Origin of the sequence: Cesiribacter andamanensis AMV16 (genome assembly GCF_000348925.1) — a bacterium.
GTDB lineage: Bacteria > Bacteroidota > Bacteroidia > Cytophagales > Cyclobacteriaceae > Cesiribacter > Cesiribacter andamanensis.
Genome location: NZ_AODQ01000051.1, coordinates 23,736 through 30,419, shown reverse-complemented (window position 1 = coordinate 30,419; position 6,684 = coordinate 23,736). Strand labels below are relative to the sequence as shown.

Genomic DNA, 6,684 nt, shown 5'->3' with positions numbered 1-6,684 from the left:
TAGAGTTCTTTACAGGATTTGTTGTAGCGTTTGGCAGCCCTGGCGGCCATGTATAGACAAGCTCTTACTTGTCCCATGCCCATTTTGCAGATCTTAGCCTTTCCCTTTACTGATGAACCTGACTCAAAGCTTCTGGGTGAAAGCCCAAGATAGGATATCACCTGACGATAGTTGGTAAAGCCTTCAAATCCCCTAAGGCTGACAAGTAATAGCAAGCTAGTCTTTGGTCCTATACCAGGAATAGACTCCAGCTGCTGCTTTAAGGGACCATTCTCTTTTTCAATGAGCCTGTCCAGGGCTTCATCAATGGCCTGGATAGTGGCTGTTAGCTCCTGCAGCTCCTTGCACATCTGCTGCTTTAGCCATGGATCAACGGCTCCTGTGGCAAGAAAAGCTTCCAGTTGCCGCCCTGTAGCATGCTGGTGTTTGAGCAGTTGTTTTCTTCTGGTATAAAGCTGCTTGATACTTTGGTAATTCTCCTTGAGCGGCTGCCAGGCCTTGGTCTGCATTAATGAACCATACTGGAAGATGGCTTTTGCATCGGCTTTATCGGTTTTGGTGCGTTGCAGCTGCATCTGGCAAAAGCGCTTTATGACCAGAGGATTCATTACCGCTACCTCTAGGTCTTTTTCATACAGAAAGCAGGCCAGCTGGTAGTAGTAAGGGCCGGAGGCTTCCATAACCACTTTTATTTTTTCTCTTTAGGTAAAGAAGAGAGAAGGTTTTGGAAACCTTGCTGGCTGTTCTCCAGCTTTAGTTGATGCTTTTTGGCGGCAGCATCCTGGAAATACACATCAAATGTGGCCTTGGACACATCTACCCCCACTACAAAAACTTGATCCTTTTCCATGATCTTTTATCTTTGTTATAGTTATCAATGAGCAGGGGCAGTTCTATTGGGGCTGCTAGGGGTAAGGCTTTTACTCTTTTTCCATCTATACTGAAAACAGGTTCTGCAAGACCTAATGAATTGTCCGGACTAAAGAGTAAAAGGAGCAGAAGGGAACTGCATTGCGAAGGGTCTTCCAAGACCAATGACGGCCAGGTTCTTTATCTTCTGCTTTTACCTGTAGCAACTACTCAGGAACAGCTTCCTGCTTTTTTAGGTAAACCAAATTTCCTTTGGCCTTTCTTCCAAATCTTTTCTCTCCCCTAACTTAGTATGACCGGAGCCAGGGGGCAGAAGGGGGTAGGTGGACTAATCATACCAGCCTTGGGAGAGGTCCAGCCATTGGGGGTTGTGGGCTTGGATGAGTTGGACTTTTCTGGCTCTTGAGCCGCCTTTTAACTGTTTTTCCCGGGCGATGGCCTCCTCTGGTGAGGGCAACTCTTCCCACCATACCAGCTTATGCACCTTGTAGCGGCTGGTGAAGGAGCCGGGATTATATCCGCTTTTATGCTCCAGCACCCGCCGCTGCAAATCGTTGGTTACACCTACGTACAAAACACTACCACTTTTATTGCTCAATAGATAGACATAATAGGTGCGGTTTGCCATTGGCTATTTCATCTATAAGAACAGGTAAAATGTAGGTGCAAAGGGGGTACTCATGTACGATGAACATGAATGGAGCCACTGGAAAATGCTGAGCAGTCAATAAAATACTGGCTGCCAGTTCCCTTCTCCTGAAGGGCGGGCAGCTAGCCAGAGGGGCACCCGGCTAGGGGCGCCAGGCTAGGGGCGCCCGGCAAGGGGCGCCAGGCAAGGGGTAGAGATAAGGCATTCCCTTACGCCTTGCCCGTTGGTTTGATCACAATCTCGTTTACATTCACCGATTGGGGTTGCTGTACGGCATAGAGCACAGCCCGGGCGATGTCGTCAGGCTGCAGTTTGGCCTCGTCTTCATCCCAGTCCTGATCGTCCAGAAACTCCTGATCGGTGATGCCCTCCCGCAAGGGGGTATCCACGGTGCCGGGCTCCAGACAGGTAATGCGGATGTTAAACTCGGGCGAGAGCTCCATGCGCAGGGTACGGGAAAAGGCAATCACCGCCGCCTTGCTGGCGCCATACACTGCCCCCCCTGCGTAGAGCTCCCGCCCATCAATAGAGGCCAGGTTGATAAAATGACCGCGCTTTTGCTTCTTGAAGGGGGGCAGGGCCGCATAGGTGGTAATGAGAGTGCCCTTTACATTTACATCGATCATCTGCAGCCATTCGTCCAGGTGGCGGTTTTTCAGGTAGGATAGGGGCATCAGGCCGGCACTGTTCACCACAATATCCAGCCGCTGCCATTGCTCCAGGGTTTTAGCTACCAGGGCTTCGGCTTCTTTGGGCTTGGTAACATCGGTGGGAATCACCAGAGCGTTACCCCCCTCTTTTTCGATCTCGGCTTTGAGCTGTTCCAGTTCCTCCTTATTCCGGGAGGCCAGTACTACCTTAGCGCCTTCTTTGGCCAGGGCTTTGGCAATGGCCCGGCCAATGCCGCTGGAAGCGCCGGTAATAAGGGCTACTTGTTTGTCTGGGTTTGTCATGTTTCCAAAAGCTTTAATAGTGAAAGCGGCACAGCCAAAATTGTTTGTGCCTAAAAAGCTTTTGAGGCTCAGCGGAAAGCCAAAAAGCCACCTACATTGGGGCAGGTGGCTTTTATACAGAGAAGAAAGAAGAATATAAAAAGTACCGTGGCGGGCTTAGTGCTTGTAATACTTGAAGGTAGTGCCATCCGGATTAGTGAGCGTAAGCACCCAGTGAGTAGGCTCCCCTGTCCATAGATCGTACATGCGTTCGATGCGGTAGCCCAGCGCCATGCTGCCGGTGCTAACGTTGGTATCTACACTTTGAGTCTCATCGCAGGGGTTGGACAACTTGCTTCTCCAGTAGGCTTCCACAAACTGCAGCTGCTGGCCGTTGGGGCTTACGTTTCCGGTAATGTACTCGGCTGAGTAGGGGGTGCCGCATCCCAGCGGATCATGGGCGATAAGGATCGTCCAGATATAAGAGCCATCGGCCTCTATTTTGAGACCAATGCCGGGCTGCGGACTCATGGCCCAGGGGCTGGCGGCCCCGCCAAACCACTGGCTGGTGGCCCGGTTGTAAAACAGGGGGTCAAAAGCCTTACCGGTATTAAAGCTGGCGGCATCCAGCCACTCACCCGCCAGCTGCTGTGCATTGGGGTCGCCGGAGGTAATCTTGAAAGCGCCGGCGGCAAGCTCCTGAAAGGTATTGACGGTAGTAACGCTGGTGTTCAGCTGGGCGCCCTTATCGGTAAAGGCAAGTACCCCCCAACCCATTCCCTCCTTGATAAGGGTATTTTCTATGGAGGCTTTGCCCGTTACAGAAATGGCCACATTGGCCTTTTGGCCGGCATAGAAGGGGACCTCCCGGCTGCCGGCCCTGGAAACTTCCGCAGCGTGCAGCCGGTTGAGATCACTGGTGGTCTGGAAGAATATGCCCCCCCAGTACTGCTGAGCATTTTTGGCCGTAAAGGTAATAGGGCTGGCTTGGCTGCCGGTGGCATTCAAATATCCACCGCCCTTTACCTGCAGCAGCAGGTCCTGCTCAAACCGGAAGGTAGCCCCTTCGGCAATGCGTACGCCGGATTCCAGCACCAGATCGCTGTGCACATAGTAGCTGGAGCCATCATTAAAATCCGGCCATACCACTTCCTGATCATGTTGTACCAGGCCGCCGGTAACTACCCCATTGAGGCCGTTATTGCCGGTAAAGTGCGAATAGAAGTCCAGCTGGTGCAGCTGGCCCGCCGGCAGGTATAGGGCAGCTGTGGAATTGTCATCAAAGTAGTTGTTCGAAAAGCCCGTCAGCTGCGACTGGCCCGCTACAAACATGCCAAAACCGGCGCTGCTCTGAAAGGAGCTATTGCGTACCTTAAGGGATGAGCCCGCGTAACTGGTACCTTCCAGCTGCAGGTTGGCCAGCGCACCCCCTTGCGTATCCTGCAGAAAGGCACTGCTGCCTCCGTAGGCAATCACTACGTTTTCAAGCTCATTAAGGGGGTTGGCGCTGGCAATGAGGATGCCCTTCCAGAAGCCTTTGGTAGCGCTGCGGCCGGTAAAGGTGATGCGCAGATCGTTGGAGCCACTACCATCATTGCCGCCTCTGGCAATAAGGGCGCCCTGGGGAAAGATCTTTAGCCCCTTGTCCTGCTCAAATTCAATGCGTACACCAGGCTTTACGGTAAGGGTGGCGGTAACCGTTACATCAGCCGTAACGATGTAATCGGCCAGGGCACCATCGGAAAAAATATCTTCCAGCACCCGGTCTTCGGTAATATCTTCCCTGATAACAATGGCAACCGGATCATTGGGTTCTTCGCCGGGTGTAGTGGCCACAATGCGAACGTCATCAGAAGCCTCGCCCCCCTGGTTGCTGATGCGAAGCTCCAGCAGGTAGGTACCGGCTACATCCGGTGTAAAAGAAGGAGTGGCGGTTTGGGCATCCTGCAGGCTGGCTGCACTGCCCAGAGGCTTGCTTTTGAAGTGCCAGGCGAAACTGAACGATTTTCCATTTCCATCAGTAGAGGCGGAACCATCCAGCTGTACGCTGGTGCCCGCCACCACTTGCTGATCGGCGCCGGCGCTGGCCAGCAGTTTGTTCTCCGGCTGGGGGTCTTCCGGCTCGCAGGACCAAATGCCCAGGCTCAGGAAGAGCAGTAGATACGTAAGTTTGAAAAAGGGGTGCATAGCTGTATGGGTGTAAGGGTGAAGAGGGTACAGCTGCTCATTTTTTTGCTGTAGTACGGGTCAGACTAGGCAGACCGCCCAGGGGTTGCCTGGGCACAAAAAAATTTGTCTGAAGTAGAAGCTATACCCGGAGAGCGTGCCACAGGGGGTAGCGATACCAGTGCCGCTGCCGGTAAAAATCTGAGTCCAGGAGCAAGTCAGCACATTCTTATTTGTTTAATATTACATAAACACAAACATGAAGACCACAGAATTTTTTTACCTGCTACACTTCCGTTTTTTCGCCTTATACCCCCAAAAAATAAAATGCTGCCTGTTATTTACTTACAGTCCGGCAGTAGCTTGGTCCCTGGAAATGTAGGGTTATAGAAAATTTGTTTAATAAACTTTGCAATTACTCAAACATAATTTTAGTATTGCAGTATACATAGGTGCCTTCTGGGTTTTCAGCAGTAAGTACCAATTTTGAACATAACCAGTACAACAATGAAATTTTTAAATCCTACCCAACAGCGCTTTTGGTTACTAGCCTTTAGCCTATTGCTGTCTACAGCATTCCTAAGCAGCTGCGATGATGATGACACCGGCCCGATGATCGACTACACAACCCTGGCCCAGCGCCTGCAGGCCGATCCGGACCTGAGCACCCTGGCCTCTATCCTGAGCCAGCCGGCCTATCAGGACCTGATGACTGCCGCCAGTGATCAGAATGCCAGCCTTACCATTTTTGCCCCCACCAATACGGCCTTTTCCAACCTGGTAGCCAGCCTGGGCCTTTCTTCGGCCGCAGAGCTTCCCGAGGCAGTGGTGCGCGAGGTTTTGGAGTATCATATTGTGCCCCAGACGCTTCCGGCAGCCAGCCTCAATGCCGGCCAGGTAGAAACCCTGCAGGGCGAGCGCCTGACCGTAACCACCTCTGGTGGCGTACAGGTAGATGGCATAGCCGTTACCCAGGCCGATATTGAAGCCATCAATGGCGTGGTGCACAAAATAGGGGGTGTATTGCTGCCCGCTGAGCCGCGTGCCGTAGCCGGTACCATCCTGGCCCCAGCCTACTTCAATAGCAACTTCTCCATACTGGTACAGGCCCTGCGCAGAGCCGGCCTGGTAGCACCGCTGCTGGAAGAGGGTCCCTTTACCGTATTTGCCCCCACCAATGATGCTTTTGCCGCTGCCGGCATTACCAGCCTGGAGGGCCTAACGGCCGAAGACCTGCAACCCATCTTGCTTTACCATGTAGTAGAAGGCGATGTGCGGGCGGCTGATCTCACAGCCGGTGCGGTGCCCAGCCTGGGCGGAGAGGATTTCTATGTAAGCCTGAATGATAATGGCGCCTTTATCAATGGCAATAGCCAGGTAGTAACGACAGATGTGGTGGGTTCTAATGGGGTGGTACATGTGATCAACCGTACCCTGATGCCCCCCAGCCAGAACCTGGTAGAACTGGTACAGTCCCTGGCCGGTGCCGAAGAAGGTGCTGAATTTACCCAGCTGCTGGCGGCCGTACTGCGCGTAAGCCAGAATGGAGGCGCGGATCTGGTAGCGGCCCTGAGCGGCGATAATGGGGGCATGGGCTATACCGTATTTGCACCAACCGATGCGGCCTTTCAGGCAGTATACGATGCCGACAATGGCATTAACAGCATCAATGATATTCCGGTGGCCGACCTGCAGGCCATTCTGCTAACCCACGTGGTTGGCGGACGGGTATTCTCGGCCGATCTGGCAGATGGCACCGTAGCGCCCCTGCAAAGCGGGCAAACGCTGGTGATTGATGCCAGCACCCCGGCAGTGGGTGTACAGGGCTCAAATGAAGCAAACATAAATGCCGAAGCCTCCGATGTGCTGGCTACCAATGGCGTAGTACATGTGATCGATGCCGTGCTTCTTCCTGCAAATTAATCCTTCATAAAAGAGTAACGTAAGAAGACCCTAGCTCCTGGCTGGGGTTTTCTTTTTTTGAAAGCCCTATCCGGAACAAAAAGCCTACCAAAAGGCAGCCAACAATTCAGCATCCAGATGTTTATTGAAAAGGCTTAATGGATT

Annotated in this window: 6 protein-coding genes; 1 reads left to right on the top strand and 5 read right to left on the bottom strand. The window is 52.7% G+C overall.

What is annotated here, in order from left to right; all coding sequences use genetic code 11:
- From ADICEAN_RS10855 to ADICEAN_RS10840, 5 genes are all read right to left on the bottom strand, one after another.
- Positions 1–680, bottom strand: a 680-nt coding sequence (locus ADICEAN_RS10855; protein ID WP_040396738.1) for an IS110 family transposase, incomplete at its 3' end; no start/stop codon positions are given.
- A gap of 8 nt (positions 681–688) precedes the next feature.
- Positions 689–850, bottom strand: coding sequence for a hypothetical protein (locus ADICEAN_RS22620; protein WP_009195638.1), 162 nt, complete (start codon positions 848–850; stop codon positions 689–691).
- Between the two features lie 348 nt (positions 851–1,198).
- Positions 1,199–1,498 carry a GIY-YIG nuclease family protein gene (locus ADICEAN_RS10850; RefSeq protein WP_009195637.1) on the bottom strand — a complete coding sequence of 100 codons (300 nt, stop codon included), beginning with the start codon at positions 1,496–1,498 and terminating at the stop codon, positions 1,199–1,201.
- A gap of 230 nt (positions 1,499–1,728) precedes the next feature.
- Positions 1,729–2,472 carry an SDR family oxidoreductase gene (locus ADICEAN_RS10845; protein WP_009195636.1) on the bottom strand — a complete coding sequence of 248 codons (744 nt, stop codon included), beginning with the start codon at positions 2,470–2,472 and terminating at the stop codon, positions 1,729–1,731.
- Between the two features lie 156 nt (positions 2,473–2,628).
- Entirely contained in the window at positions 2,629–4,638 is a 2,010-nt protein-coding gene (locus ADICEAN_RS10840) for a PKD domain-containing protein (protein ID WP_009195635.1), read from the bottom strand.
- Between the two features lie 486 nt (positions 4,639–5,124).
- Here ADICEAN_RS10840 and ADICEAN_RS10835 point away from each other — a divergent pair, with 486 nt between their 5' ends.
- Positions 5,125–6,540 (top strand): fasciclin domain-containing protein, encoded by a 1,416-nt coding sequence (locus ADICEAN_RS10835; RefSeq protein WP_009195634.1) that lies wholly within the window; start codon positions 5,125–5,127, stop codon positions 6,538–6,540.
- Positions 6,541–6,684: the final 144 nt, after the last annotated feature.